This window comes from Janthinobacterium sp. GW460-12-1-14-LB5, from assembly GCF_059423585.1.
In genome coordinates, this window is the sequence record NZ_JBWKYD010000011.1 from 147429 (window position 1) to 174130 (window position 26702).

The 26702-nt window shown below is 64.0% G+C and carries 26 protein-coding genes; 12 read left to right on the top strand and 14 right to left on the bottom strand.

The features are described 5' to 3' along the window. Nucleotides 1-52: 52 nt before the first annotated feature. Both AC07X6_RS13555 and AC07X6_RS13560 read left to right on the top strand, forming a co-directional pair. A complete protein-coding gene (locus AC07X6_RS13555) occupies nt 53-1600 on the top strand; it encodes a TerC family protein (protein WP_494791295.1) in 1548 nt (515 codons plus the stop codon). A 67-nt stretch (nt 1601-1667) separates the two neighbouring features. Further along, complete coding sequence (locus AC07X6_RS13560; protein WP_494791296.1) at nt 1668-2243, top strand: DUF3617 domain-containing protein; 576 nt, start codon at nt 1668-1670, stop codon at nt 2241-2243. On the opposite strand, the gene AC07X6_RS13565 is transcribed toward AC07X6_RS13560, so the two are convergent. Beyond that, the gene (locus AC07X6_RS13565) at nt 2231-3340 is read right to left on the bottom strand and encodes a porin (protein ID WP_494791297.1); all 1110 of its coding nucleotides are present in this window, start codon (nt 3338-3340) and stop codon (nt 2231-2233) included. The genes AC07X6_RS13560 and AC07X6_RS13565 overlap by 13 nt on opposite strands. A gap of 317 nt (nt 3341-3657) precedes the next feature. Here AC07X6_RS13565 and AC07X6_RS13570 point away from each other — a divergent pair, with 317 nt between their 5' ends. From AC07X6_RS13570 to AC07X6_RS13585, 4 genes are all read left to right on the top strand, one after another. Beyond that, complete coding sequence (locus AC07X6_RS13570; RefSeq protein ID WP_494791298.1) at nt 3658-5769, top strand: site-specific recombinase; 2112 nt, start codon at nt 3658-3660, stop codon at nt 5767-5769. A gap of 11 nt (nt 5770-5780) precedes the next feature. After that, nucleotides 5781-7157 carry a cardiolipin synthase gene (cls, locus tag AC07X6_RS13575; protein WP_494791299.1) on the top strand — a complete coding sequence of 459 codons (1377 nt, stop codon included), beginning with the start codon at nt 5781-5783 and terminating at the stop codon, nt 7155-7157. Between the two features lie 95 nt (nt 7158-7252). Continuing rightward, nucleotides 7253-7498 (top strand): type II toxin-antitoxin system ParD family antitoxin, encoded by a 246-nt coding sequence (locus AC07X6_RS13580; RefSeq protein WP_230541787.1) that lies wholly within the window; start codon nt 7253-7255, stop codon nt 7496-7498. Continuing rightward, nucleotides 7491-7781 carry a type II toxin-antitoxin system RelE/ParE family toxin gene (locus AC07X6_RS13585; protein ID WP_474290255.1) on the top strand — a complete coding sequence of 97 codons (291 nt, stop codon included), beginning with the start codon at nt 7491-7493 and terminating at the stop codon, nt 7779-7781. Before AC07X6_RS13580 ends, AC07X6_RS13585 begins: the two co-directional genes overlap by 8 nt. A 29-nt stretch (nt 7782-7810) precedes the next feature. Here the strand turns inward: AC07X6_RS13585 and AC07X6_RS13590 are convergent, their stop codons facing one another. From AC07X6_RS13590 to AC07X6_RS13600, 3 genes are read right to left on the bottom strand one after another with little or no spacing between them, the layout of a single operon-like run. Further along, nucleotides 7811-8629 (bottom strand): metallophosphoesterase family protein, encoded by an 819-nt coding sequence (locus AC07X6_RS13590; protein ID WP_230541789.1) that lies wholly within the window; start codon nt 8627-8629, stop codon nt 7811-7813. Nucleotides 8630-8632: 3 nt separating this feature from the next. Beyond that, nucleotides 8633-9547, bottom strand: coding sequence for a diacylglycerol/lipid kinase family protein (locus tag AC07X6_RS13595; protein ID WP_494791300.1), 915 nt, complete (start codon nt 9545-9547; stop codon nt 8633-8635). Between the two features lie 5 nt (nt 9548-9552). After that, nucleotides 9553-10311 (bottom strand): phosphatase PAP2 family protein, encoded by a 759-nt coding sequence (locus tag AC07X6_RS13600; protein WP_494791301.1) that lies wholly within the window; start codon nt 10309-10311, stop codon nt 9553-9555. A 141-nt stretch (nt 10312-10452) separates the two neighbouring features. Between AC07X6_RS13600 and AC07X6_RS13605 the strand changes: the two genes are divergently transcribed. After that, nucleotides 10453-10677 (top strand): hypothetical protein, encoded by a 225-nt coding sequence (locus tag AC07X6_RS13605; protein WP_010396348.1) that lies wholly within the window; start codon nt 10453-10455, stop codon nt 10675-10677. A gap of 107 nt (nt 10678-10784) precedes the next feature. Here AC07X6_RS13605 and AC07X6_RS13610 read toward each other — a convergent pair whose 3' ends face one another. The 4 genes from AC07X6_RS13610 to AC07X6_RS13625 form a co-directional block, all read right to left on the bottom strand. Next, complete coding sequence (locus AC07X6_RS13610) at nt 10785-11873, bottom strand: AI-2E family transporter (protein ID WP_494791302.1); 1089 nt, start codon at nt 11871-11873, stop codon at nt 10785-10787. Between the two features lie 92 nt (nt 11874-11965). Then, on the bottom strand, nt 11966-13150 hold the full coding sequence (locus AC07X6_RS13615; RefSeq protein WP_474290250.1) for a DUF1501 domain-containing protein: 1185 nt from the start codon (nt 13148-13150) through the stop codon (nt 11966-11968). 141 nt (nt 13151-13291) lie between these two features. Continuing rightward, nucleotides 13292-14833, bottom strand: a complete 1542-nt coding sequence (locus AC07X6_RS13620; RefSeq protein ID WP_494791303.1) for a DUF1800 domain-containing protein — start codon at nt 14831-14833, stop codon at nt 13292-13294. 96 nt (nt 14834-14929) lie between these two features. Further along, entirely contained in the window at nt 14930-15835 is a 906-nt protein-coding gene (locus AC07X6_RS13625) for a LysR family transcriptional regulator (RefSeq protein WP_474290247.1), read from the bottom strand. A gap of 95 nt (nt 15836-15930) precedes the next feature. Here AC07X6_RS13625 and AC07X6_RS13630 point away from each other — a divergent pair, with 95 nt between their 5' ends. Continuing rightward, nucleotides 15931-16947, top strand: a complete 1017-nt coding sequence (locus AC07X6_RS13630; RefSeq protein ID WP_494791304.1) for a zinc-binding alcohol dehydrogenase family protein — start codon at nt 15931-15933, stop codon at nt 16945-16947. Here the strand turns inward: AC07X6_RS13630 and AC07X6_RS13635 are convergent, their stop codons facing one another. Together AC07X6_RS13635 and AC07X6_RS13640 are read right to left on the bottom strand one after the other, a co-directional pair. Then, nucleotides 16948-18216: a glycerate kinase type-2 family protein gene (locus tag AC07X6_RS13635; protein WP_494791305.1), complete on the bottom strand. Its 1269-nt coding sequence runs from the start codon at nt 18214-18216 to the stop codon at nt 16948-16950. Between the two features lie 56 nt (nt 18217-18272). Continuing rightward, entirely contained in the window at nt 18273-19604 is a 1332-nt protein-coding gene (locus AC07X6_RS13640; protein ID WP_494791306.1) for an MFS transporter, read from the bottom strand. A 147-nt stretch (nt 19605-19751) separates the two neighbouring features. Here AC07X6_RS13640 and AC07X6_RS13645 point away from each other — a divergent pair, with 147 nt between their 5' ends. Together AC07X6_RS13645 and AC07X6_RS13650 are read left to right on the top strand one after the other, a co-directional pair. Beyond that, entirely contained in the window at nt 19752-20966 is a 1215-nt protein-coding gene (locus AC07X6_RS13645) for a sugar diacid recognition domain-containing protein (RefSeq protein ID WP_230541799.1), read from the top strand. Further along, nucleotides 20963-21316, top strand: a complete 354-nt coding sequence (locus AC07X6_RS13650; RefSeq protein ID WP_474290244.1) for a YnfA family protein — start codon at nt 20963-20965, stop codon at nt 21314-21316. Before AC07X6_RS13645 ends, AC07X6_RS13650 begins: the two co-directional genes overlap by 4 nt. A 6-nt stretch (nt 21317-21322) precedes the next feature. On the opposite strand, the gene AC07X6_RS13655 is transcribed toward AC07X6_RS13650, so the two are convergent. Beyond that, on the bottom strand, nt 21323-21724 hold the full coding sequence (locus AC07X6_RS13655; protein ID WP_230541801.1) for a TerB family tellurite resistance protein: 402 nt from the start codon (nt 21722-21724) through the stop codon (nt 21323-21325). A gap of 79 nt (nt 21725-21803) precedes the next feature. Then, entirely contained in the window at nt 21804-22766 is a 963-nt protein-coding gene (locus AC07X6_RS13660) for a TerC family protein (RefSeq protein WP_329958086.1), read from the bottom strand. A 159-nt stretch (nt 22767-22925) separates the two neighbouring features. On the opposite strand from AC07X6_RS13660, the gene nhaR reads away from it, so the two are divergent. Further along, nucleotides 22926-23825: a transcriptional activator NhaR gene (gene nhaR, locus AC07X6_RS13665; protein ID WP_474290242.1), complete on the top strand. Its 900-nt coding sequence runs from the start codon at nt 22926-22928 to the stop codon at nt 23823-23825. 115 nt (nt 23826-23940) lie between these two features. After that, nucleotides 23941-25263, top strand: coding sequence for a chloride channel protein (locus tag AC07X6_RS13670; RefSeq protein ID WP_494791307.1), 1323 nt, complete (start codon nt 23941-23943; stop codon nt 25261-25263). Here AC07X6_RS13670 and AC07X6_RS13675 read toward each other — a convergent pair. Both AC07X6_RS13675 and AC07X6_RS13680 read right to left on the bottom strand, forming a co-directional pair. Continuing rightward, nucleotides 25260-26051 carry a toxin-antitoxin system YwqK family antitoxin gene (locus AC07X6_RS13675; protein ID WP_494791308.1) on the bottom strand — a complete coding sequence of 264 codons (792 nt, stop codon included), beginning with the start codon at nt 26049-26051 and terminating at the stop codon, nt 25260-25262. The two genes, AC07X6_RS13670 and AC07X6_RS13675, sit on opposite strands and share 4 nt — an antisense overlap. Before the next feature lie 77 nt (nt 26052-26128). Then, nucleotides 26129-26617, bottom strand: a complete 489-nt coding sequence (locus tag AC07X6_RS13680) for a MarR family winged helix-turn-helix transcriptional regulator (protein WP_494791309.1) — start codon at nt 26615-26617, stop codon at nt 26129-26131. Nucleotides 26618-26702: the final 85 nt, after the last annotated feature.

Consider the following 26702-nt stretch of genomic DNA (forward strand, 5'->3'; position numbering starts at 1 on the left):
CACTGGCCGCCAGGCAAGCTTTATTTTGATTTAACTTTACAAGGTTACACACATGGAATGGTTATTTGACCCGACAATCTGGGTCGGCCTGCTGACGCTGGTCGTACTGGAAATCGTACTGGGTATCGACAACCTGATTTTCATCGCCATCCTGGCCGAGAAACTGCCGCCGCACCAGCGCGACAAGGCGCGCGTGCTGGGCCTGACCTTGGCCCTCGTCATGCGCCTGGGCCTGCTTTCGCTGATTTCCTGGCTGGTCACGCTGACCACGCCGCTCTTTTTTGTCTGGCAATTTTCGTTCTCGGGGCGCGACCTGATCCTGCTCGTCGGCGGCCTGTTCCTGCTGTTCAAGGCCACCACCGAGCTGCACGAACGCCTCGAAGGCGTCACGCACGCCCAGACGGGCCCGAAAGTCTACGCCGGCTTCGGCCTGGTGGTGGCGCAGATCGTCGTGCTCGACGCCGTCTTTTCGCTCGACGCCGTCATCACGGCCGTCGGCATGGTGGAAAACCTGTACGTGATGATGGCGGCCGTCGTCATTTCCATCGTCGTCATGATGCTGGCCTCGAAGGTACTGACGCGCTTCGTCAACGCCCACCCCACCGTCGTCGTGCTGTGCCTGAGCTTTTTGCTGATGATCGGCCTCTCCCTGGTGGCCGAAGGCCTGGGCTTCCACATCCCGAAGGGTTATCTGTACGCCGCTATCGGTTTCTCGATCGTCATCGAATTCTTCAATCAGCTGGCCCGCCGCAACTTCCTCAAGCTGCAGTCGAACGCCCCGCTGCGCGACCGCACGGCGCAAGCCGTGCTGAGCCTGCTGGGCGGGCGCAAGGGCCGCGAAGCCGTGGAAGAGCACGAAGTCAAGGAATTGCCCGACGTCTCCGCCTTCGGCGTGGAAGAACGCAACATGGTCAGCGGCGTGCTGACCCTGGCCGAACGCTCGATCCGCTCCGTCATGACGCCGCGCGGCGACGTGTCGTGGGTCAACCTGAACGACAGCAGCGACAAAATGCTGCAATTGCTGCGCGAAACGCCGCACAGCATGATTCCTGTCTGCAAGGACGACCTCGACAACGTGGTCGGCATCGCGCGCAGCAAGGACCTGATCGAAGACCTCGTCTCGCACGGCAAGATCGACCCGGCCAGCATGCGCGAAGCCGTCGTCGTGCCGGAAGCGGCCGGCGTGCTGAAAGCCATGGAAACCCTGAAGCGCTCGCGCGGCCAGCTGGTGCTGGTGGTCGACGAGTTCGGCACCGTGCAAGGCGTGCTCACGCCCATCGACATCCTCGAAGCCATCGCCGGCGAATTCCCCGACGAGGACGAGCAGCCGGACGTGGAAGTGCTGGGCCCCGGCCACTGGCGCATCGACGGCGCGACGGACCTGCATTACCTGGAGCAAGTGTTCGAGACGGAAACCCTCGTCAGCGAAGACGGCGAGTACAACTCGCTGGCCGGCTTCCTGCTGGCGCATTTCGAGAACATGCCGGCCGTGGGCGAAGTGCTGGAGCTCGACGACTTGCGCTATGAAATCGTCGAAGCGGACGAGCGCCGCATCGCCTGCGTGGACGTGCGCCGCATCGAACCCGATCACAGTTTGTAACACAATGGCAAGCGTGCCCCGCTTGCCATGCCGTATGCTGGAGTCTGCCTTTTCCGGAGACGCCCACATGAAATCATCCCTGCTACGCCTGACCCTGCTCGCTTGCGCCGCCCTGGGCGCCCAGGCCGGCGCCCAGGCCGCCGCGCCATCGACCGCCATCAAGCCGGGCCTGTGGCAAGTCGACAGCAAGATGGCCTCGCCCGACGCCGCCACGGACAACGCCATGTCCATGGTGCTGCAGCAACTGGGCAACCTTCCCCCCGATCAACGCAAGCAGCTGGAAAGCATGGCGGCCAGCCGCGGCATGGCCATGCCCACCGTGGGTGCCGACGGCGCCGTGCGCGTGACGGCCTGCGTGACGCCGGACATGGCGGCGCGCAAGCAGATTCCCACGGGCCAGCCCGGCGATTGCAAATCGAACAACACCGATATCGCGGGCGGCATGCAGGTGTCGTTCAGCTGCGCGAATCCGAAATCGAGCGGCGAAGGCCAGGTGCGCTTCAGTGGAGACCAGGCGTTCAGCATGCAGCTGGCGGTGAGCACCAGCGCGCGCGGCACGCCGGAACAGGTGAATGTGACGAGCAACGGCAAGTGGCTGGGCGCAACGTGCCCTGCGCCATCCGCCGCCGCTCAGAAACCGTGACGGAAGCCCATATTAAAAGCCGCGTCGCCGCGGCCCGCATCGCTGGCATTGCCCACCGTGTAGCGGGCGCCGTTCCTGTTGTGGATCTTCGCGTAGGACGCGTAGAAATCGCTGCGTCTTGACAGGGAATACGTGAGGCCGACGGCCACCTGGCTGGCGTCGCGGTTGGCCAGGTCGCGGTCGTCCTTGCGCACCCAGGATGCCAGCAGCTTGAAGCCGCCCACGGGTACGGACACGCCCAGCAAGGTATCGCGGCTGTCCGACGACGACATCGACAGGGCCAGCGCGCTGTAGGCGTTGTTCGGGTCCCACGGCGAACTGCCGTAACCCTTGTTGACACCGACGGCGGCAAAGGCGGTCGCCACCTTCAGGTCGAGGTTGGCCGCGATCAGGGTGTTGCGGGCCGACATGTCGATGGCGGGCAAGGTGCCGGCAGCAAGGATCAGGCTATTCTTGCGCTGGTGCGACACGCTGACATTCACGGCGCCGGCCGAATAGCCGAGCGTGGCGCCATACGCGCGGTTGTTGGCATTGCTGTAGGGCGACTCGCCAAAGCTGTAGATGGCGCTGGCGGACACGCCGCGCAAGGCGGGGGTTTCATATTTGATGGTGTTGTCGTAGCGTTTCACGCTGTAGCCGGCCAGGTTGCTGGCGCTGCCGGCCATGCCGCCCTTGAACGGGTCGGCCACGTCGGTCAGGGCCAGGTAGTGCGGATTGTACTGGCGCCCCAGGGTCAGCGCGCCCAGACGGCTGTCGAGGCCCACATAGGCCTGGCGGCCGAACAGCCGGCCCTCTTCCGACTGGCCCGTGTCGTTCTGGATGCCCGCTTCCAGCGTGAATACGGCGGACACGTCATTGCCCAGCGCTTCGCGGCCCCGCAGCCCCAGGCGCGAACCGGACGCGACGCCGCCCGAGACCTTGGTGCCGGCGCAATTGGCGGCACAGCCCCGTTCGGCCACGATGCCCGCGTCGAGCACGCCGTACACGGCAACGTTACTGGATGCGGCATTGCCTGCGCCATCGGCAGCCTGGGCCGGCGCAAACAGCAGCCACGGCCCCATCCCTATCACAGCAAGCGCAAAATACGAGGTCTGCATGATAAATATCTCGGTAACGTGAAAGAAACTTTCCGGTATTGATCAGGACGTGCGCTGTGTGTCACGTCCCAGTGTTACCTTATCCTCGCTTTTTGTCCAGCCATCCGTGCGTTGTACAACAGAAACTTCAGCTTAGTCCCGGGAAACACGTCGCACACTGACAACACGCAAGAGCAAGCATGATTGTCGCAATTTGCGGCAAAATGGCGTTAAAAGCAGGCCCTGCCGTGAAGCAATGTTCGGTGGCGAACGTTGCGCGATTTGACGCAGGCGGTACACTACTGGTTTTACCGACAGCGGCTCGCCCGTTTTTTTGCATGCTAGCTATCCTCGAACGCATTGACCCCAACTCCAGCAATATCGACTTGCTGGTGGAATTATTCAACTCACTGCGTCCCAAGCGCGCCCACGACAGCGCTACCGCGATCGCCAACGTGCGCACCCTGCGCCAGCTTCTCAAAGGTAACCCCGCGCAAGCGCGCGCCCTGCACGAATACGTGCTGCGCGTGCTGGCCGCGCGCCGCCACGCCAGCCTGTACACCGATATCGGCGTGCTGTCGAACAGCGGTTTCTTTACTGAATTGAAACGCCGCATCGCCTACCGCATGCTGCCGCCCGCCCTCGGCGACGAATACCTGAACGACGCGCTCGACCAGGTGCTGTACCTGAAGACCGATTATTTGTGGATCAGCAACGTGCCCGCCACGGACTGGCTGGAACTGTTCGACGTGCTCACCAGCGACGAGGTCGAACTGGCCGTCGGCGACGGCAATATCATGCTGCCAGGCCTGCTCGACGCCATCCGCACCCTGTCCTACCGCGTCTGCGCCATGGGCCTGGAGCCGGAACTGACGCGTTTCCACAATGAAATTGAAGTGTTCCAGTCGCCGTTCATGGTGCAGAACACGGAAGTGAACGCCTACCTGGATGCCTACACGAATCTGCTGCAAGGCGATATCGAGCACATCGAGGATGCGCGCCATTTGCTGGTGATGCTGGACCAGTGCGACGCCGTCATCGCCAAGATCCGCAAGAAGGCGCTGTACCAGGGCACCAGCATTCCCCTCACCTACCTGCTGGTGGCGCTGGCGCAAAGCATCGAGCGCCTGCGCAAGCTGTTGTTCCTCGTCGACACGAGCGGCGAGCTGCCCGCATCGAACAATGTGGACATCGCCGCCATCACGGTGGACGCCACGCAAGACTTGCTGCACCCGCAACCGGTCAGCCGCCGCCGCGCTGGCGCCGTCGGGCTGGCGCTGGAACTGATCCAGGCGCACAACAACAAATACAAGGTCAGCGACCTGTTTTCCGACAATATCAACTTGCTGGCGCGCAATGTGACGGAAAACGCCAGCCGCACGGGCGAGCACTACATCGCGGAAAACCGCCGCGAAATGGGCGCCATGTTCCTCTCGTCCGCGGGCGCGGGCGTGATCATCGGCTTCATGGCCCTGTTCAAGATATTGATGTCGTATCTGCGCTCGGCGCCGCTGGTCGAAGCGTTCATGTTCAGCATGAATTACTCGATCGGCTTCATGTTCATCCACTTGCTGCACTTCACGGTGGCCACCAAGCAGCCGGCCATGACGGCGTCGCGCATCGCCGCCGGCCTGCACAGCAAGGATGGCCGGAACATCGACCTCGACAGCATGGCGGAACTGATCAACAAGGTCTTCCGCACGCAAAACATGGCCGTGCTGGGCAACCTGGCGACGGCCATTCCCACGGCCTGGCTGATCGCGCTCGGCTACAAGGCGATCACGGGGCACAATCTGGTGACGCCGGAAAAAGCCATGCACTTGCTGCACGATATCGACCCCATCGGCAGCCCCGCCATCTTCTACGCCATGATCGCTGGCGTGTGCCTGTTCGTGGCGGGCCTGATTTCCGGCTACTACGACAACCAGGCCCTGTACACGCGCTGGGCGCAGCGCATCGCGCAATTGCGCGGCCTGGGCCGCGTGATCGGCCAGGAACGCTTGCAGCGGCTGGGCCTGTACCTGGAAAACAATCTGGGCGGGCTGATGGGTAACTTCTATTTCGGTATCCTGCTCGGCTCGATCGGCACCCTGGGTTTCCTGATCGGCTTGCCGATCGATATCCGCCACATCACCTTCTCTGCCGCCAACTTTGCGACAGCCCTGGTGGGACTCGATCACAATATGAGCTGGCAACTGGCCGTCAAGTCGCTGTCGGGCATCTTCGCCATCGGCACGGCCAACCTGCTCGTCAGCTTCGGCCTGGCCCTGTGGGTAGCCCTGCGTTCGCGCCAGGTGCGCTTCAAGCACGGCATGCAACTGTTGAAAATACTGGGCAAGCGCTTCCTGCGCTCGCCCATCGTCTTCTTCTTCGGCTCGAAAAACCCGCCACCACTGGCACTGGCCGATGACTCGGCAAACCTGTCACCCACGACCAAGGCTCAAAAATGACCGCCAGGCGCATGCAACCCTGTCTCACCGCCCTACTGCTGTGCTGGACCCTGGCTGCATGCGCCTCGCTGCCCAATGTCAAGAATCTCAATACCACCCTGGAACCGGTGGCCAAGCCCAATGTGATCACGGGCAAGGGCGCCTTGCTGAACGTCAACAGCCGGGCCGCCCTGCTCAACAAGCGCTGGGCCAGGTCCGGCATGGACTTGAAGACCCAGGCCGCGCTGGAAGAGGCGGCCACGGGCGTGCCTTTGATCAAGGGCAACAAGGTGACCCTGCTGTTTGACGGCCCGCAAACCATGGCCGCCATGTTCCAGGCCATCAGCGAAGCGAAGAACAGCATCAACCTGGAAACGTATATCTTCGACCAGGACCCGCTGGGCCTGAAATTCGCCGACATGCTGATCGAGAAGCAGCAAGCGGGCGTGACGGTCAACGTCATCTATGACAGCGTGGGCACGATCGGCGTGCCGCAGGCGTTTTTCGAACGCATGCGCGCGGCCGGCGTGCACCTGGTGGCCTTCAATCCCGTCAATCCCGCCAAGCTCAAGGGCGACGACTGGAAGATCAACAACCGCGACCACCGCAAGGTGCTGATCGTCGACGGCAAGACGGCGTTTACGGGCGGCATCAATATCAGCGATACCTATGCGAAAAGCTCGCTATTCCGCTCGAAATCAAAGGCTACCGACAAGAAGGACGTGGGCTGGCGCGACACGCACGTGAAAGTGGAAGGCCCGGCCGTGGCCGCCTTCCAGTGGCTGTTCATCCGCACCTGGGCCCAGCAAGACCAGGCCGACTTGCCGGATGCCAATTATTTCCCCGTGCTGTCCGAAGTGGGCGACAAGCTGGTGCGCGTGGTGGCCAGCGAACCGGACGGCGGCTTTGAAATCTACAAGGCGTATATTTTAGCTATCCAGGAAGCCAAGAAATCCATCCACATCACGTCCGCCTATTTCGTGCCCGACCAGCAGACGGTCGACGCGCTGGTGGCGGCCGCGAAACGGGGCGTGGACGTCACCGTGGTGCTGCCCGGCGTGTCCGACAGCGGCCTCGTGTTTCATGCGGGACACGCGCTGTACGACCAGCTGCTGGCCGGCGGCATCCGCATCTTCCACTTGAAACTGGCCGTGCTGCACGCCAAGACGGCCGTCATCGACGGCGCCTGGTCGACCGTCGGCTCGACCAACATCGACATGCGCAGCTTCCTGCACAACAGCGAGCTGAACGTGATCGTGCTGGGCGACAGCTTCGGCCGCGAAATGGAAAACGCCTTCCAGGAAGACTTGCGCGATTCGGAAGAAATCACCAAGGCGAAATGGGAAACGCGGCCCATTGCGGACCGCATGAAGGAGTGGGCGGCCCGTTTCATGAATTACTGGCTGTAAGCGCCTTGCAGGAACTGGATATTTGCATAGATATGCACTATATTGCACCAATAGTATGATGATCGTCGTACTACTCATCTCTGGAGCTGACCACCATGGGCACCGTGCGCAAGACCATTACCTTGACGGAGCAGCAGGACGACTGGATCAAGGCGCAAATTGACGCCGGGCGCTATACCAACGACAGCGAGTACATCCGCGACCTGATCCGGCGTGAACAGGAACGCAGCACCGAACTCGATGCGATCCGCGCGGCGCTGGTGGAAGGCGAGGCCAGCGGCGAACCCCAGCCTTTCGACGCCAGGGCTTTCAAGCAGAGAATGCTGGCAGCGCATGGCTAAATACCGGCTGACGCCCGCCGCCGAGCATGATCTTGAGGCGATCTGGGCGTATACGTCGCAGCGGTGGAGCGTGCAGCAGGCCAGTGCTTATCTTGACAACATGACGGCGGCCTTCGATGAGCTGGCGCGCACGCCCGAGACGGCACCGGCATGCGAGCAGATCCGGCCCGGCTACCGGCGCCGCAAAGTGGGACGGCACATGATTTATTTCCGCATCACTCACTATGGCATTGCCATCGTGCGCATTTTGCATGACCGCATGGATCCGGCACGCCATCTGTAGTCAATAATCCATCGCGCGCATGCGGCGCCTCACAGCGGCCGCAAACTGGCCCACACCCCGCCCTGGCGTTCAAACGCTTCCGTGCTGACCTTTTCAAAATCGGCACTCTCGTCACTCCAGCTGTAGCGCTCGACCCGGATGCAGCTGTTTTCCACGCGCAGCACGTTGAAGGAGTTCGACTCGCCCCTGCCCCGCGTCGACGTGGCCGTGCCCGCCTGCACCATCAGGGCGGCGTAGCCGGCGATCTTGTAGCGTTCGGCCGTGTTGCCCGCCACGCTGGCATGCAAGTGTCCCGCCAGCAATAAATCCACGCCGCATTCGGAAAACATTTGCAGTGCCAGCGGCGCGCGGTCCACCAGGTCATCTTTGTCGAAATGCTCGGGCAAGTCAAACGGATGATGCGTGACGATGATGCGCGTCAAACCGGGCGGCAAACGGCCCAGGCGTTCGCGCAGGAAATCGATCTGCTCATGGCTGATGCGGCCATCCTTGAACGTCAATGAGCGGGCCGTATTGATGCCCAGCACGGCGATTTCCTCATCGATATATTCGGGCGTCAGGTCATCCGTCACATGGCGCCGGTACTTCACCAGCGGCGTCAGGAAGCGGGAAAAGACGTTATACAGGGGCACGTCGTGGTTGCCTGGCACCACGATCTGCGGCCCCGGCAAGCTGTCGAGAAAGTGCCGCGCCTGCTGGAATTGCACGCTGCGGGCCCGCTGGGTAAGGTCGCCCGAGACGACGACCACGTCCGGTTCCAGGCGCTCGACCAGCGCGCGCAGGGGCGCCAGCAGGGCCGCATCGACCTTGCCGAAATGTAAGTCAGATAAATGCACGAGGGTACGCATGGCCTACTCCTGGGCTGGCGCCGGCATGGGCACGATCACGTCCAGCGCGGCGGGACGGATGCGGTACTGCAGCGGCGTATTCATGACGGTCACTTCGCCATCGGTGGCCACGCGCAGGCGGCGGTGCCGCGTGGCGATTTCCAGGTCGGTGGCCGTCAGCACGTCGAAATCCTTGGCTTGCGACAACTTGCCGAACAGCGCGTGCAAGGCCAGCTTCAGCAAGCCGAGGCGGCCCGGACGCTGCGCCACGTACAGGCTCAACTGGCCTCCATCGAGCCGTTCGCGCTCGCCGATATTCAAGCCTTCCATCAGGTATTCATTATTGCCGATGAAGACGAAAGGCGTGCGCCGCGCATGCACGGCATCGTTGAGTTTCAATTGCACGCTGAGAAACGGATAGCGGCGCAAGGCGGCCACCAGCGCCCAGCCGAACGCCAGCCACTTGCCCCGTCCCAGCCGGCGCTGCTGCTTTTCGCGGTCGCGCACGATATCGGGATACAAACCCAGGCTGGAATTGTTCAGAAAGATGCGGCCATTGACGTCGCCCACGTCGACCTGGTGTCGCACGCCCTGCGCCACATTGGCGATGGCCGCCTCCAGCGCGAGGGGAATATTCAGATCCTTGGCGAAATGGTTCAAGGTGCCTAGCGGCAAGACGCCAAACGGCGTGCCGCTGCCGACGACGACGGAGGCGACGGCATTGATGGTGCCATCGCCGCCGCCGGCCACGACAATGGGCGCGCCATCGCGCAAGGCTTGCTCGGCCGTGGCGATCATCTCGGCGCCGCTTTGCGCCAGGGTGATGGCGGCATCGAGGCCCACGGCCAGGAATTGCGCTTCGAGCTGCTGCGCCCAGTCGGGCGCATAGCCGCAACCGGCGCCCGCATTGATGATGACTGCAATCTTGCTCAGGATCACTCCCCTTATCTGGTTTGCCGGATATGCCGGCGGCGGCGCAGGGTCGACACGCCGGCGATGCAGATGGCCAGCCAGCCATAGCTTTCCGCCATGGCCGCCAGCACATCGCTCAGGTAATGCGCGCCCAGGTAAATGCGGCTGAAGCCGACGAGCGCCGCCATCAGGAAGGCTGCCAGCGCGATGGCGATGCGCTTGCCCCAGGCGCCCGGTGCCGTCTGGCAAATCAGGTAGGCGGCCAGCAGACCGTACAGGGCTGTCGACGTGGCCGTATGGCCGCTGGGAAAGCTATACGTGCTCAAGGCCGTCTGCAGGATGGGCTCGTCAAAGCTGGGCCGCGCGCGGACAAAAATGTACTTTAACAGCAGGTTCAAAAACATGACGCCCGGCATGGTGATGACCAGGGTAAACAGCCAGTAATTGGCGCCCTTGCGGTGCAGATACCAGCCCAGCAAGGTAGCCAGGGTGATGGCGCCGATCACGCCATGCATATGCGTGACGACCAGCAGGCAGCTGGTGATCCACGGCACGGCATGCTGGTTGAACCACTGCGCCACCTGCAAGTCGATCACGGTGATCCGGGCCATGCCCATCACGGCTTCGGCGATCTCGTGGAAGACCACGATGGCGACCAGCATCAGCGCCACGCCCACCGTCATGTGCAGGCCCAGCTCGCCCTCGGGCGACAGGCGCGCCTCGACGAAGCGCCGCAGTTTAAGGGTCCAGCCCGTGGTCATGCCCATGTCATTTTTCTCTTGCAAACTCATCTCTCTTTCATGTCCCTGGCGATGATCAAAAAAACCACACCAGTAAAAAAATACTGTTTATTCATACAGTAGCTGTGTTTTCATACAGTAGTTATGCTATTCTGATGACTCGTTCAACACATCTCCCTCAAAGGAATTGTCATGGCAACATTGAATAGCGGTTTTGGCTCACGGTTCGGCCTGGAATACGCCCCAAGCTCTTTCCTCGTCCGCATGGGCAAGCGCGAAATCCTCGTCTGCCGCGACTTCCGCAAGCGCTACTACACCGTCAATCCCTTGATCGAGTGCGGTACGGGCATCGAGCCGGGCTATGTTGAAGTGCTGCTGATGCGCCGTTGGCTCCTCATTCTATCCAAGGCGCATTAAGAATGCCTTTAAAGCATGGTGCTTGCACCCTGTTCTAAAGTCAGCTCCGCCCGGCCACGCCGGGAGCGCGCCAGTACCGGCCGGCGGCAACGCTGGCCGACCCCTCATTACTGCGTGCGTTCCGGTGCGGCCGGGCTGGCAGGTGTTTTATCGTCAAACACATTCGCCTCGTACCACAAGGTCACGAACAACACCATCACGACGGGGCCAATGAACAGGCCCACCAGGCCCAGGGTTTCTACGCCGCCCAGAATGCCGAACAGCACGGCCAGGAAGGGCAAGCGGGTAGCGTTGCCGATCATGCCAGGACGCACGAAATGGTCGGCCACGAACAGCACCACGGTACCCCACGCGGCCACGCCGATGGCGGCGCCCACATTGCCCTGGAACACCAGCAAGGCGGCCGCGCACAGGTAAGCGAGCGGCGCGCCAAATGGGATGATGGCCAGGATGCCCGTGGCGAACGCCCACAGGGCCGGCGACGGCAAGCCGGCAATCGCATAGGCGAAGCCGATCAGCACGCCTTCGGCCAGCCCCACGAGCACCAGGCCGTTGACGGTAGCGCGGATGGCCGTCGGAATCTTTTGCGCATAGCGGCCCCACCGTTCGGGGCGCAGGAAATGGCTGCCGACGGCCGTGATCTGGCGCGTCAGCGCTTCGCCATCCTTGTAAAAGAAAAACAGGCATAAAAACGCCAGGCCGAAGTCGACGAGGCGGTGGAAGACGTCCGCGCCGAGGACTTTCAGCATGTCGCGCGCGGAGTGAAAGCCGCCCACGGCGCTGCCCGCAAAGAAGTGGCCGAGGCCGTGGGGCTGGCTCAGGGTGGCTTGCCACCAGTCGCCGATGGCGCTGCCCGCCAGCGGAATGTGCGCCACCCAGTCCGGCACGGGCAAGCCATCCGTATTCGCATGGACGACGAAATTGGCCAGCACGGGCACTTCGCGCGCCGCCTGCGCCACGCCGAACAGCACGGGAATGATGAAGATGCAGGCAAACGCCAGGGTCAGCACGGCTGCCGCGATGAGGGTGCGCTGGCCCAGCGCCGCGCGCACGCGCAGGTACAGGGGCCAGGTGGCCACGCACAGGATGCCAGCCCACACGAGGGGCAAAAAGAAACGCTGCATGACGAAGGCCGTCACAGCGATCAGGGCCAGGGAAAAGCCTGCGCTGACGATGTCGCGCTGGGTATCGGTCATACCACTCCATTCATGCCCCGCACCGGGGACAGGGACGGGGCTTGGTTACGCGCCAGTTGCGCAGGCGTAGCGTAACACGGAGGTTCGCTGATTTACACGAGTCCCAGCTCCACCGGTTTGACGCCGGCAAACACGTGATCGAGTTGCGCCGGCGTCAGACCGAAGGTGCGGCGCAGCAAGCCGCCCAGCACGGCCCGGTATTCATTCAGCACGGGCATATCGCGGTTCTGGAACAGCGTCGCCTGCGAAATCGCCACCTGCTCGCCCGCCACCTGCCTGCCCTTGATCCCGCCACCGAGCACCCAGAAGACGCTGCCGTGGCCATGGTCCGTGCCGCGGTTGCCGTTTTCGCGGAAGGTGCGGCCAAATTCGCTGACGACGACGACCACGGTATTGCGCCAGGCGCTGCCCATTTCCTGCGAAAACGCGGCCAGGCCCCGCCCCAATTCGTCGAAGCGCCCCGCCAGGTAGCCGTTGGCGCCGCCCTGCCCCACGTGCGTATCCCAGCCGCCCACGTCGACGAAGCCGAGGTTGTATTTGTCCTTCATCAAGCGGGCGATGCGCTGCGCTTCCAGTTCAAAACCCTTGGTACTGATGGCGTTGCGGTTGGCCGCCTGCATTTCTCCCGTCAATTCCCGGCTCACGTCCGCGCGCACGGCAAAGCCCGCGCTGACCGGTTGCTGCAAGGGCGTGCCCTGGTACATGGCGGCGATGAGCTGGCTTTGACGCGCATCAATACCGGACTTGCCCACGGAGCGCAGCCCCATGTTCGGCACTTGCACGCCGCCCTGGAAGATCAGCGGCAGCTGGTCCGTGAAGGAAATGGCGTGCTTGCTGCCATTGAGGCTTTGCGCCAGCCGGTTCAAGAAGCCCGAGCGGAAATCGCGCCGGCCGCCGATCTCCTGTCCCAGTTCGATGCTGTCCTGCGTCTCGAAATGGCTGCGCGTCAAATCCGTCGTGCCCGCAAACGGGATGAAGGCCGCCTCGCCGCCGGTGAACATGGGGTAGATGCTCTCGCGCAAGGCCGGATGCAGGGCCCAGTCGCCGTTCAAGGCCAGCGCGCCGTTGTCTTCACCGGGTTTCGCGATGGCGATATTCGGCCGCGATGCATAGTAAAAATCGCTGCCGACCGGCACCAGCAGATTGTTCGCGTCATAGCCGCCGCGCAGGAAGACGAACAGCAGCTTCGCATCCGTGGCGGGCGCGGCCAGCAGGCTGCCCGCATGGGTGAGCAAGGGCGCGGCGGCCAGGGCTTTCAACAGGTCACGACGGTTCATGGCAACTCCTTTCAGTATTTAACGCGTGAACAAAACCGTAGCGAGCGGCAGTGAATTGTGGCCGAGACGCGGAACTGTGCGAATGCACAGTGAGCATCGCAGGCCGCAAGTCGCGACGCGCAGCAGGTTTTGGCAGGCGTTTTAGCGGTGCATCATTTCCGGCGAAGAGAGCAGAAATGTATTCCACTCCTGCGGCGAGGCGGCCTGGTCCAGGGCCTGGCGCGTGGCCGGACTCAGGCCTGGCTGCAGCGACTGGTAATACAGAGCGCTGGCCAGCTGGGGAAACGCGACTTTTTCCTGCGGCTGCGGGCCCTCCGTCCTGAACAGGCCGGCGCTGCCCGAACCGATGGTGCGGGCGATATCGAAGCGCGTCGTCATCTGGCCGGGGCTGGCCCAGGCAGCGTCCGTCAAGGGATAGCCATCGGGCGTCTGGCGCCCGTACAGGGGCTGGCCCATGCGCGCGAGCCAGCTCAGCATGGGGGCCGCGTTGAGGATGGGCTTGTCGTCATAGCTGAGGCGCACGGCCGACACCACATAATGCATGGGGTCCTTGAATTTCTTGCCCAGCGATTGCCTGAACTCGGGACTGCTGAACATGGTCTGCAGCACGTCGGCGATCATGCCGTCGCTTTGCCGGAAGGTGGCCGCCATGCGCGCCACCAGCGCTTCGGGCGGATTGTCGCCGACGAAATACTGGGCCAGCTTGCCGCTGATAAAGTGCGCGGTGGCGGGACTGCGGCTCAGGCGGTTCAGCGCTTCATCGAGCTCGGCCAGTCCCCTGCCCTTCACCGTTTGCCCCAGGAATTGTTTATCACCGTAATCGTGGCGGTTCGGATTGAATTCGAACAAGCCGCGGCGCACGTATTGCGATTGCAAGCCCGGTTTCACCTTCGGCGTCTCCGGCCCCAGGTTCACGCCCACCCCGGTCAGGATGCGCGCCAGTTCCTGCACGTCGGTCTGGCTGTAGCCGCCGTTGACGCCCAGGGTGTGCAGCTCCATCAGCTCGCGCGCATAGTTTTCATTGATGCGCTTGACGGCATTGGCTTCATTGTCCAGGTAGCGCAGCATGGCAGGATGGTGGACGGTGGCGCCCAGCAAGTCGCGAAATTTCCCCAAAGCATGCGGCGCGATGGCATTCGCCTCGTAATCGCCGACCATGGCGCGCAAGTTGTGCTTGCCCTGATGCACGCTGAAATGGTTGAGCCAAAACCAGCTCAATTGCTGCTGCAACTGGTTAGTCGAATACACGTCGAGCAACAGCGAGCGCGTGGCCGCCTCGCGCGCCAGGCGATTCAGTTCCTGCTGATACTCCTTTTGCGCCTGCTGCTTCGCCATGTCGTCCATGACGCCGGCGGACGCCTTGCGCTTTTGCTCCACGGACATGACGAGCTGATCGAGCGGCACCTGGCTGATGGTCATGGCGTCGATCTGCGCCTGCACGGCGGGCGGCAGGCTGGCCTTGCCTGGATGCAACTGCGCCTGCAGCCAGGCATTCCAGCCTTGCTGCTGCAGCTGGCGCACGCTGCCCCCGTTCACGCCCCAGCTGACCCTTTGCAGCATGGCAATGTCCTGCGCGGCGCTGGCCGGCGCGCGATGATCGGCCTGGGCGGCAGGTTGCGTTGCGGTGCAGCCGGCCAGCAGCAGGGACATCAAAACCGTCGGCAATAATCGGTTGGGGGTCATGGCTATCCTTCAAGCGGTTTCATGCAGAATGCCTGAGGGTACGCCCAGCTTGACCCGCGCATGATTGCCATTTGCAACGAGTTGTAATTAATAATGCTATTTTATTAATTCCGCACACTTGTCGCGCAGGAAATCGCGCAGCTGCAGCACCAGCGGCGTCACTTGCGCCCGGTGCGTGCAGACCAGGTGCAGGGGCGTGGCCTCGCCCGCCACCTCGGGCAACAGCGCTTGCAGGCGCCCGGCGGCCAGGTCGCCTGCCACATCGAGCCGCGATTTGCAGGCGATACCGAGGCCCGCCACGGCCCAGCGCCGCACGAGGTCGGCGTCGTCGGCGCTGCGGTTGCCGCTGACGGACACCGTCACCTGCTCGCGCTGGGGCAGGCGGTAAAAAGTCCAGCGGTCGTGCAAGCCGTCTTCCAGTGCGAAGCGCAGGCAATTGCGCTGCGACAAGTCCTCCAGCGCCAGCAACGGGCCATGTTCGCGCAGGTAAGCGGGCGAGGCCACCAGCACGCGGTCATTGGCGGGGGCGATCGGCATGGCGATCAGGCTCGAATCGTCTTGCTGGCCATAGCGGAGGGCCACGTCGACTTGCTGGCGCACCATGTCGGCCACCCGGTCGCTGACGCTGAGCTGGTACTGCAGCTTTGGATGGCGCAACTGGAACTCGTCCAGCCAGCCCAGCATCAGGTTGCGGCCCAGGTCGGAAGGCATGGCAATTTTCAAGGTTCCGCCGAAACTGTCCTTGCCGGCCAGCAGTGCGTCGTGGCCTGCGCGCAGCAGGCGCAAGGCTTCGCGCGCATGTTCCAGGTATTGCGTGCCTTCCGGCGTCAGGCTCAGCGAACGGGTCGTGCGGGCCAGCAGGCGCAAGCCCAGTTCCCCTTCCAGGCGCTTGACGGCGGCGCTGGCCAGCGCGGGCGAGATGCCGATCTCGCGCGCGGCCGCCGACAAACTGCCCCGGTCGGCCGTGCGCACAAACACCTGCAAGTCATCGAGTCGCAGCAATTTTCAACATTCCTTTGAAAGTGTTTCGGTACGCGCCCCCTTTTTTCAAGGCGACAATACGACCATCATACGGTATCCACTCAACGAGGAAGCACATGAAAGCCATCGCCTACCACCACAGCCTGCCCATCACGGATGCCGACGCCCTGCTCGACATCGAGCTGCCCGTGCCCGCCGCCACGGGACGCGACCTGCTCGTCGCCGTGCACGCCATTTCCGTCAACCCCGTCGACACCAAGGTGCGCAAGAACCGCGCGCCGAAAGACGGCCAGCCGGAAGTGCTGGGCTGGGATGCGGCCGGCGTCGTCACGGCCGTCGGCCCCGACGTCACCCTGTTCCAGGTGGGAGATAAAGTCTGGTACGCGGGCGCCATCAACCGCCCCGGCAGCAACAGCGAATTTCAATTAGTCGACGAGCGCATCGTCGGTCACATGCCGGCCAGCCTCGATTTCGCTGCGGCCGCCGCCCTGCCGCTCACGGCCATTACGGCCTGGGAACTGCTGTTCGACCGCCTGCAGCTCAGCCGCGACAAGAGCCTGACCGGCAAGTCGTTGCTCGTGATCGGCGCGGCCGGCGGCGTCGGTTCCGTGCTGGTGCAGCTGGCGCGGCAATTGACAGGCGTCACCATCATCGGCACGGCGTCGCGCGCGGAAACGGCCGATTGGGTCAAGCAACTGGGCGCGCACCACGTGATCGATCACAGCCTGCCGCTGGCCGCCGAAATCACGCGCCTGGGCTTGCCGCCCGTCGATTACGTCATCAGCCTGAACCAGACGGACAAGCATTTCGAACAGATCGTCGAATTGATCGCGCCGCAGGGGAAATTTGCCCTGATCGACGACCCCGAGCACATCGACGTGCGCAAGTTCAAGGGCAAGAGCGTGTCCCTGCACTGGGAACTGATGTTTACCCGTTCCCTGTTCCAGACGGCCGACATGGTCCAGCAGCATGCCTTGCTGGAAGAACTGGCGCAGCTGGTGGATGCGGGCATCATCAAGACCACCGTGGCCGAGCGCTTCGGCACGATCAATGCGGCGAATTTGAAACGCGCGCATGCCCTGCTGGAGAGCAATACGGCGAAGGGAAAAATCGTCCTGGAAGGTTTTAACTGATCAGGTAATCAGGATGGCCCGGAAATCATTGACATTCGTCAATGTCGGGCCCGTGATCACGGCGTCTCCCAGCGCCTGGAAGAAGCCGTGGCCATCGTTGTTGTCGAGGCTGTCGCGGGGCTTGATGCCCAGCGCCCAGGCCCGTTGCAGGGTGTCGGGCGCCAGAAGCGCGCCGGCGATCTCTTCCTGGCCGTCGACGCCATCCGTGTCGCCGGCCAGCGCGTGGATGCCCGCTTGTCCATCGAGCGCGATGCCCAGCGCCAGCAAAAATTCCACGTTGCGCCCGCCGCGGCCATTGCCGCGCACGGTGACCGTCGTTTCGCCGCCCGACAGCAGCACGCACGGGGCGGGAAACGGCTGGCCCCGCACGGCCGTTTGCAGCGCGATGCCGGCCATGACCTTGCCCACGTCGCGCGCCTCGCCTTCCAGGCTGTCGCCTAATATATACGGCGTGACGCCGGCCGCGCGCGCCACGGCGGCGGCCGCTTCCAGCGCCATCTGCGGCGTGGCGACCAGGGTCGTGCGCGTGCGCGCCAGCCGTGGATCACCGGGTTTCACGGATTCGCCGCGCCCGCTTTCCAGCGTTGCTCTTATGCTGTCCGGCAAGTCCATGCCATAGCGGCGCACGATGGCCAGCGCATCTTCGCACGTCGTCGCGTCGCCCACCGTGGGGCCGGAAGCGATATCGCCCAGCTTGTCGCCAGGCACGTCGGAGATGGCCAGGGTGATGACTTGCGCCGGATGGCAGGCGGCCGCCAACCGGCCGCCCTTGATGGCGGACAAATGGCGGCGCACGCAATTCATTTCGCCGATGGTGGCGCCCGACGCCAGCAATGCGCGGTTCAAGGCTTGCTTGTCTTCCAGGCTGATGCCGTCCAGCGGCAAGGCCAGCAGCGACGAGCCGCCGCCCGAGATCAGGCACAGCACCGTGTCGTCCGCCTGCAAGTTGGCGACCAGATCCAGCATGCGGCGCGCCGCGTCCATGCCGGCCTGGTCCGGCACGGGGTGCGACGCTTCCACGATCTCGATGCGTTCACAGGGCACGGCATAGCCGTAGCGCGTGACGACCAGCCCGGACAGCGGCCCCGGCCAGTGCTGTTCCACGGCTTGCGCCATGGCGGCCGAGGCCTTGCCGGCGCCGATGACGATCAGCCGTCCCTTGGGCGCGGGCGGCAGATGGGGCGGTATGCAGTGCGATGGCTGCGCCGCCTCGATGGCAGCGTGGAACATGGCTTGCAGCAAGGCGCGCGGCACGGCGGTGGTCGTCATGGTCAATTCCTCCGGTTCGATGGCAGGTTCGTTCAACGGTTCACTTAGCGATTCACTTAGCGATTCACGATGCGCGCGGGCACGCGCAGCACCAGTATGGCGCCCAGCAGCATGACTGCGGAAAGAATATACAGGGCCACGTCGGTGCCGCCCGTCGCATCCTTGATCCAGCCGACGAGGAAGGGGCTGACGAAGCCGGCCACCTGGCCCAGCGAATTGATCAGCGCCAGGCCGCCGGCCGCCGCCGCGCTGCCCAGGAACGCCGTGGGCAGCGGCCAGAACATGGGCAGGCCGGACAGCGCGCCCATGGTCGCCAGCGACAGGCCGATCAGGGCGACGACCACGTTGCCGTGCGCCTGGGTGGCCAGCAGCAAGCCGCACAGCGCCATCAGCAGGGGACCGCTCAAATGCCAGCGGCGTTCCTTGTGCCTGTCGGCCGAACGGCCCACCCAGATCATGAAGATGCTGGCGCACAGGTAGGGAATGGCGCTGATCCAGCCCACGGCGACGGGGCTGGCAAAACCCAGCGACTTGACGATGGTGGGCAGCCAGAAGTTGATCGCATACACGCCCATCTGGATGCAGAAATACACGAGGCCCAGCATCCACACGTGCTTGTTGCGCAAGACGCTGGCGAAGGTGTCGGCCGTATTCGCGCCGTTGCGGCGCTGGCGTTCGTCCTCGTCGAGGTCGGCGCGCAGCAGCTGCTTTTCTTCCGTATTCAGCCACTTCGCCTGGGCGATGCCGTCGTTCAGCAGCACGTACACGAGAAAGCCCAGCAGCACGGTAGGGATGCCTTGCAGCAAGAACATCCATTGCCAGCCGGCCAGGCCGCCGTGGCCCGCGAACGATTGCATCATCCAGCCCGACAAGGGGCTGCCCAGCAAGCCGGAAATGGGAATGGCCGACATGAACAGACCCATGATGCGGCCCCGGCGCGAAGCGGGATACCAGTTCGTAAAGTACAGCACGATGCCGGGGAAGAAGCCCGCCTCGAACACGCCCGTGATGAAGCGCAGCGAGTAGAACGCGGCCGGCGTGGTGACGAACATCAGGCAGGCCGAGGCGATGCCCCAGGCGATCATCAGGGTGCCGATGACCTTGCGCGCGCCCAGGCGGTGCAGCAGCAGGTTGCTGGGCACGCCGCTGGCCACGTAGCCGATGAAGAAAATACCGGCGCCCAGGCCGTACACGCTTTCGCTCCATTGCAGCGCATCAAGCATTTGCAGCTTGGCAAAGCCGACATTCACGCGGTCCAGGTAATTGAACAGGTAGCAAATGAAGATGAAGGGGATCAGATGCAAGGTGACCTTGCGGTAGGCGCCTTCGCGCACGCGGTCCTGCGCGGACGCGCCGGCGGGCAGGCTGGCGCCTGGTTGGGTGGTCATGGGTGTCTCCTGAGTATTTTTTTATGGGATACGAGCAGCCCATCGTACAATCGCCGGCAGAAACAGTCATCGGGCGGATGCACGAAGAAATATAGTGTTTAATCCGATGATTCCATGCAAATGCACAAAACCATAAGGCGACCAGCCATGCCGAGCATCGATTTCCCCCTGGCGCAGGACATCGTCCGGCGCACCATGCACATCATCCCGTTCAGCGTCAACGTCATCGATGCGCGCGGCGTGATCCTGGCCAGCGGCGACCCGCAGCGCGTGGGCGACCTGCATCCGGGCGCGCAACTGGCGCTGGCCCGGCGCGCCAGCGTGGAAATCGGCGCGGCCGACATGGCCAGGCTGCCCGGCACGCGGGCCGGCATCAACCTGCCCCTGACGGTGCGCGGCGAGATTTGCGGCGTGCTGGGCCTGACGGGCGAGCCCGATGCCGTGCGCCAGTTCGGCGAACTGGTGCGCGCCATGGCGGAAATGATGCTGGAGCAGGCGCGGCTGCTCAGCGAGTTGCAGCACGAAAAGCGCTACCGCGAGGAATTCGTGTTCCAGCTCGTCTACCGCACGGGCATTTCGGACGCCAGCATGCAGGCGTGGGCGGCGCGCCTGGCCGTCGATCTGCGCGTGCCGCGCGCCATGTTCGTGCTGGAAATTCCCGATGCGGGAGAAGGCCCGGGCGAGCGGCTGGACCAGGTGCTGACGCAGCTGCAGCAAGTGCAGTCCGACCTGTCGGCGCGCTGGCCTGCCCTGCTGATGGCCGTCGTCTCGCCAGGCGAACTGGTATTGCTCGACGCCTTTCCCGCCAGCGGCCCGCAGCAGGCGCGCGCGGCACAGGCCAGGCAGCGCCTGCTCGAACTGCACCAGGTGGCGCAGCAGGCGCTCGCGCCGGCCGCCACCCTGTCCATGGGCGTGGCCTTGCCGGGCCTCGACGGGGCGACGGCGTCCTATGAATCGGCGAAGCAGACGGCCCGCGTGGGACGCGCCCGCGATGGCGCGCAAGCCACTTTTTCGTATCTGGAACTGAGCCTGCCCGTGCTGCTGTCCGGCCTGCAGGACGGTTGGCAGGCTGAGCAATTGCGCCAGACCCTGGCCCGCCTGCAGGCGCACGACCGCAAGGCGGGCACCCTGATGCGCACCCTGGCCGCCTGGTTCCGCCACCACAGCCACCCGATGGCCACGGCCAGGGCGCTGCACATCCACCGCAACACGCTCGATTACCGGCTGCAAAAGATCGCCGAACTGACGGGGCTGGACCTGGACGACACGGATGACCGCCTGCTGCTGTATGTTGCCCTGCAGCTCAATGAAGGTTCGCCCGGCTACAATGGCGGCCCGACTGAAAAAACAGGAATGCCATGAACGACGCCATCGAGTGGACCAGTCTTGCCCGCACTTTCGGGCTGTTTACCGTCACGGCCGTGGCTGAACTGCTGGGCTGCTACCTGCCCATGCTGTGGCTGAGCAACAAGGGCAGCGCCTGGCTGCTGTTGCCGGCCGCCGTCAGCCTCTTGCTCTTCGTGTGGCTGCTGACCCTGCACCCGGCCGCCAGCGGCAGGGTCTACGCCACGTATGGCGCCATCTACATCGCCACGGCGCTGGGATGGCTGTGGCTGGTGGACGGCGTCACGCCCGCCTGGACCGATATGACGGGCGTGGGCCTGGCCCTGGCCGGCGCCGCCGTCATTGCCATGGGGCATAAGACGGCTTGATGTGCATCAAGCGGCATGCGCGCGGAAATTCGTTTCCGCCGACCATGCCGCGCTGGCGCGGGCCAGCAGCACGGCTTCGCCATCGGCCAGCCAGTCGTCCGCGTCGGCGATCTTCCACATGGCTTGCAGCAGCTTGCGGCGCAAGTCCGGATCCGTGATTTCATCGAGCAGGCTGTCGATCACGCCATGGGCCAGTTGCACGGCGCCATGCACGGTCGAGGTCAGCATATCGTCGCACAGGTCTTGCAGCAGTTGCTGGAAGGCGGCCGGTTCGAGGTCGATATGCTCGAGGATCTTGCTGCGGTGCATGGCCTGCAGCTCGGCACTGGCCAGGTTGCCATCGACCACCATCATCAGGGCCAGGATACGTCCCGCTGCCTGGGGACTGTTCATTTCATAGGTACGCATAATCTTTACTTTCCATTGTTGGTTTACAAAGCGCGCCACCGCCGTGCGGGGCGCGCCATATCGTTGTTAAACTCGCTGTTTACTTCTTGTCGCTGCGGGTGATGAACACGCTCGCCACGCAGCTCGATACGATCAGCACCGCCACCACCAGCAGCGACGCTTCCACCGGCACGTGGTACCACGGCATGACCAGCATCTTGGCGCCGATGAACACCAGCACCATCGCCAGGCCATACTTGAGCATGTGGAAGCGGTCCGCCACGTCCACCAGCAGGAAGTACAAGGCACGCAAGCCCATGATGGCGAACAGGTTCGACGTGAAGACGATGAACGGATCCGTCGTGATGGCGAAGATCGCCGGGATCGAGTCCACCGCAAACACCAGGTCCGTCACCTCGATCAGGATCAGCACGAGGAACAGCGGCGTGACATAGCGCAAACCACCCTTTGCCACGAAGAAACGCTCGCCGTGGTCGCCATCGGCCACCCGCAAGTGGCGGCGGGCAAAGCGCAGCACGGGGTTGTTCGCCACGTCCGGTTCCGCATCGGCCGCCACCAGCATGCGCATGCCGGTAATCAACAGGAAAGCGCCGAACAGGTACAGCACCCAGCTGAACTCGCTCACCACCCACGCGCCGGCCATGATCATCACGGCGCGCATGACGATCGCACCCAGCACGCCATAGATCAGCACGCGGCGCTGGTACTGGATCGGCACCTGGAAGGCGCTGAAGATCAGCAGGAAGACGAACACGTTATCGACCGACAGCGCTTTCTCGATCAGGTAACCGGAGAAAAACTCCAGCGCCTTCTGGTTGGCGATCTCGGGACCGGCCGTGCCGTTCAGATACCACCACAGGCCGCCGTTGAACAGCAGGGCCAGGCTGACCCACACGAGCGACCACGTCGCCGCTTCCTTGACGCCCACCTTGTGCGCCTTGTTGCCGCCGAAGACGAACAAGTCCAGCGCCAGCATCAGCAGGACGAAGGCGATGAAACCGGCCCACATGGGCGCCGTTGCAATGCTCTCCAGGCCGTTCATCGGCGGCCTCCGCAATAATCTGTCTGTATCCTGATGCCCATGGCATTCTCCTTGCATGAATTGAGCAGTCATCATAGGCTGAATATAAACATCGAACAAATCGAATATAATTTACGAATACATCGAAAAAGTCGATGCATTAATTTGCCGGGAACAAATATGTCGACACTCAACTTCAAGCACTTGCGCTATTTCTGGATGGTGGCCAAGACGGGCAGCATCGCCCGCGCGGCCGAGCAGCTGCACCTGACGCCGCAATCGATTTCCGGCCAGCTCAGCGACTTTGCCGACACCCTGGGCGTGGAACTGTTCCGCCGCAGCGGGCGCAAGCTGGAATTGACGGAGACGGGCAGGCGCATCCTCAGCCATGCGGAAGAGATTTTCAGCACGGGCGATGAATTGCTGGAAATCGTGCGCGACCAGTCGCGCACGGCGACGACCACGTTTCGCGTCGGTTGCGCCGATTCCGTGTCGAAACTGATCGCCTGCCGCCTCGTCGAACCGGCGCTGGGCCTGGCCGAACCGCTGCGCATGATCTGCCGCGAAGGCCGGCTGGCCAGCCTGCTGGCGGACCTGGCCGTGCACCGGCTGGACCTGATCATCGCCGATCGCCCCATGCCGTCCCATTTGAGCGTGCGCGGCTACAACCACCTGCTGGGCGAAAGCGGCATGACCCTGTTCGGCACGCCGGCGCTGGCCGCCACCCTGGAAGGCGGCTTTCCCCGCTGCCTCGACGGCGCGCCGCTGCTGCTGCCGGGCGAGGATTTCGCCATCTACGGCCGCCTGCTGCAATGGCTGGGCGAGCACAATCTGCACCCGCGCATCGTCGGCGAATTCGACGACAGCGCCATGATGCAAGCGTTCGGCCAGTCCGGCGCCGGCCTGTTCTTCGCCCCCACCGTGATCGCGCCCCAGGTCTGCGAACAGCATGGCGTGGTGGCGCTGGGGCGGGTCGACAGCCTCGTCGAGCAAGTGTATGCAATCACCACGGAACGCCGCCTGAGCCACCCGGCCACCGTCGCCATCAGCCAGAGCGCGCGGCGCGAACTGTTCGTGTAGCAGTTCCACAACTGAAGTTCCACCATTAAAACCCCGCAAATACATTTGATCAAATACATCTATATAATGGCAAGTCTCCCCGACGCCTTGCGCGCCCCTTCCAGGACTTGCCGCAATGAAGCACTTGCACGACATCCCCTCTGCCTTCAAGCATGAATTTGCCAACCCGCGCCTGTGGTGGTCGCGCGCCGTCGTCGTCGGCATGGCCGCCGTCGCGGGCCTCGTCGTCGTGGGCTTTACGTGGCTGGCGGAAACAGCGCTCGATTGTTTTCTCTTTTTTAACGACAAGGCCTGGTGGTTCGCCCTGCTGTGGACACCCGCTTGCGCCGCCCTGCTCGTCTGGCTGACGCGCCGCTACGCCATGGGCGCGGCCGGTTCCGGCATCCCGCAAGTGATGGCGGCACTGGACCCGGCCGTGGCGCCGGAACAGCGCTCGCTGTTCGTGTCCCTGAAACTCAGTGCCGCGAAAATCGGCCTGACGGCGGGCGGCTTGCTGGGGGGATTATCTCTGGGGCGCGAAGGCCCGTCCGTGCAGATCGCCGCCGGCGTGATGCTCGCCGCGCGGCGCTGGCTGCCGCGCCACTCGCAGGTGAGCGCCCACTCGCTGCTGGTGGCAGGGGGCGCGGCCGGCATCGCGGCCGCCTTCAACACGCCGCTGGCGGGCGTCATGTTTGCCATCGAGGAATTGTCGCGCTCGCCCGAGCAGCGCAACAGCGGCTTGATCGTCGCGGGCATCGTGCTGGCCGGCATGATGGCCGTGTCCATCCACGGCAATGCCACCCATTTCGGCATCATCCATCCGGGCCCCATCGGCCTGGCGCTGGCACTGCCAGGCTTATTGGTAACGTTGGTCGCGGGCGTGGCCGGCGGCCTGTTTGCGCGGCTGCTGCTGGCGTCCGCCCGGGGCAATCCGCTGGGGAAATTGTCCGCGTGGAGAACAGGCCGGCCCGTGCTGTTCGCCGCCGTCTGCGGTTTGCTGGTGGCGGCCATCGGCATCGCCAGCCACGGCGCCACGTTCGGCAGCGGCACCGTGGCCACGCGCGCCATGCTGGAAGGTTCCAGCGACGCGGCACCGGCCTTTGTGGCCTTCAAATATGTGGCGACGTGGCTGACCGTGTGGTCGGGCGTGCCGGCCGGCATCTTTGCACCATCCCTGGCCATCGGCGCCGGCATCGGGCATGACATTGCGCAATTGCTGCACTATCCGCACGCGCCCGCGCTGATCGCGCTGGGCATGGTGGGCTTCCTGGCCGCCGCCACGCAGGCGCCGCTGACGGCGTTTATCATCGTCATGGAAATGGTCGACGGCCACGGCATGGTGCTGAGCCTGATGGCTTGCGCGGTGGTGGCCAGCACCGTCTCGCGCGTGCTCAGCGAACCGCTGTACGGCGCGCTGGCGCAGCTGCAGCTGCAACGGCTACCGGCGCCACCGAACTAAAAATGGCTGCAGGGGCGCAGCAAGCTGCCGTCCTGCCATGCGCAGACGGTGCGCGTGCCGTCCTCGGCCCAGTTGCGCTCCAGCCCGTGCTTTTCCCCATGCACGTAATGGAGGTGCGCTTTTTCGCGGCCGTCCGGCCACCAGGCCTCGTACAGGCCGGTGCGCTGACCCTCCAGGTACGTCCCGCGCTCGGCCAGCCGGCCATTCGGATGAAACGCTGTCACTTCGCCCGACAGCACGCCATCGGCAAAATGGGCGCGGTTGCTGACCTGGCCACGCTCGTCAAAGCTCAGGTATTCGCCATCGGCAGGCTGGCCCGCCTGGTACCGCAATTCACGGCTCAGCTGGCCATTCGCATGGTAGTGGCTATGCAAGCCCTCGTACTCGCCGCCGCGGTAAGCCTTGCGGCTTTTTAGCGTGCCATCCGCATACCAGGCGACGTTCACGCCGTCGAAGTCGCCCTCGCCGTTGCGCTCTTCCAGCAGCGCCGGCTGGCCATCGGCGAAATACACGCTGCGCTGGTGGACGTAGTCGGGCGACTCCGGATCCGCGTCGCGCAGCCAGGCATCCATGTGCAGCTTGCCTGGCGGCTGCGCGAAATGCAGCTGCCAGTGCCAGGCCTGGCGGCCCGCGTCGTGGCGCAGCGGCGCGCGCTGCTCGTACATGGCGGCGGCCCGCCCGGCAGGCTGATAATCCGCGTCGAAGTATCGGGTGGCCGACTCAGTGGCCATGGAAAGGGATGAACCGGCCAGGACGGTAGCCAGCAAAACGGGAATGACGATCTTCAAGGTATGCTTTCATCAACACTGCGACAGCGCCGATGATAAGGGCAAGCGGAGCGGCCCGGCCACACGCTTGCCGGCGACTACATGGTGAACGGAAACGGCTGCATGCCCGCCTGCCTGTCATCGGGGGCGACGACGGCCAGCAAGGCGCTCAAGCCCTGGTTCAGGTGCGCCAGGCTGGCGGCATCGAGCTGCGCCAGCGCACTGGGCAGCAAACCGCGCGCCGGCTGCGGCGCGCCGGCGATCACGGCATGCCCTTCCACCGTCAGGGTCAGCGTCACGACGCGCTGGTCGGGCTGGTCGCGCGCCTTGCGCACATAGGCTTTTTTCACCAGCGCCTCGACCAGGTTGCTGGCCGTCGTCTGGTGGATGGACATCTTGCTTGCCAGCTCGCCCATGCGCAGGCCTGGCCGCTCCAGCAATTCCTGCATCACCCACAATTGCGCGCCCGACACGCCGCATTGCTTTTCGACCTGTGCCGAATGCCGCTGCGCCGCGCGCATGACGACGCGCATGTTTTGCAAGGCCAGGCTTTGCGCCTTGATCACCGCCGATACTTCCGCTTCCACCACCGTTGCCTCCAGTTATCCTGCCGGCTTCGCGCCTGCTGGCGGGCCGGAATCCCTGCATGATACCTGCAAAGACGGCCCTCCA